Below are 1,275 nucleotides of genomic sequence, written 5' to 3' on the forward strand. Positions count from 1 at the left end.
TGCTGCGCGACGCGGTGCTGAGCGGCTGGACGAGCGGCCGGCGCAGGGCGGCCCACCGCACCGCCGCAGAGGAGCTGATGCGCGGGGGCGCCGAGGTCGCCGTGGTGGCCGGACACCTGGCGCACGCCTCCGCGGTGGCCGAGTCCTGGGCCGTCGACGTGCTGGTCGAGGCCGCGGCCGACGAGGTGCGCGCCGGCTGCCCGCGGAGCGCCGTGGCGTTACTGAGACGAGCCCTGGACGAACCCATGGCGCCCGTCCGCCGGGCCACCGTCCTCATCCAGCTCGGTTCCCTGGAGTGCGCCGAGTACCCGTCCGGCGGCATCGCCCGGCTCGCGGAGGCCGTACGGCTGCCGGGCGGGCCCCGGGACCTGGTGCGGGCGATGGTGGCCCTGGCCACGGCGCTCGTCCGCAGCGGGGAGACCCGGGCGGCGCTGCGCATGCTCCGGGAGGAGGAGCACCGGCTGGCGGACCGGCCCGACCTGGTGCGCACGCTGCGCGCCGTCGCCGTACTGATGTCCGACGAGGAACTGGGCGCCCTGCGCAGGGAGTACCGGCGGCGCTCCGGGCCGGACGGGGGCACCACGGACCTGCTCGGCGCGGCCCACCGGATGCTGAACGTGCGGTACGAGGCGACGGCCGGCCTGATCTCGGCACGGGACGCGATGGCGCAGACCCGCACGCTCCTGGAGGGACCGGTCGACCCGATCGCCGAGCCGTTCCTGTTCGGCACGGCCGCCGCCGTGGCCCACTGGGCGGACGAACTCGACGAGGCCGAGCGCCTGGTGCGGCGCGCCCTGGACACGCTGGGCCCCTTCCTGCTGCACCCCATGCACCACGTCCTGCTCGACCTGCGCGTGGATCTCGCGGCGGCCCGCGCGGACTTCGACGCCGTGCTCGCCGACCCGAGGGCCCGGTCGTCCGGGTCCGGGCCGTCCGGGCCCGGACCCACCAGCGCGCACACGCAGGCCGTGATCGCGCTGGTGGAGACGGGCCGGCTGGAGGAGGCCGCCCGTCTCGTGGACGGGTTCGACCTGCGGACGGCACCGGACTCCTGGCGGACGAACCGCTTCCTGTACGCGCGGGGGGTGCTGCGTGCCGCCGCCGGGGACCCGGCGGCGGCACTGGACGACTTCATGGAGTGCGGACGGCGCCAGGCGGCCCGCGAGGCGTCCAGGTCCGTGGTCGCCCCCTGGCGCGTCGCCGCCGCCGAGTGCGAGCTGGCGCTCGGCCGGCCGCGGGAGGCGCTGGCCCTCGCCGAGGAGGAACTGCGGCTCG

Annotated in this window: 1 pseudogene; it reads left to right on the forward strand. The window is 77.3% G+C overall.

What is annotated here, in order from left to right:
• A pseudogene (locus B7767_RS46645) lies at positions 1-1,275 on the forward strand (helix-turn-helix transcriptional regulator); the annotation flags it as partial.

The organism is Streptomyces sp. 13-12-16 (assembly GCF_002114215.1).
Taxonomy (GTDB): Bacteria; Actinomycetota; Actinomycetes; order Streptomycetales; family Streptomycetaceae; genus Streptomyces.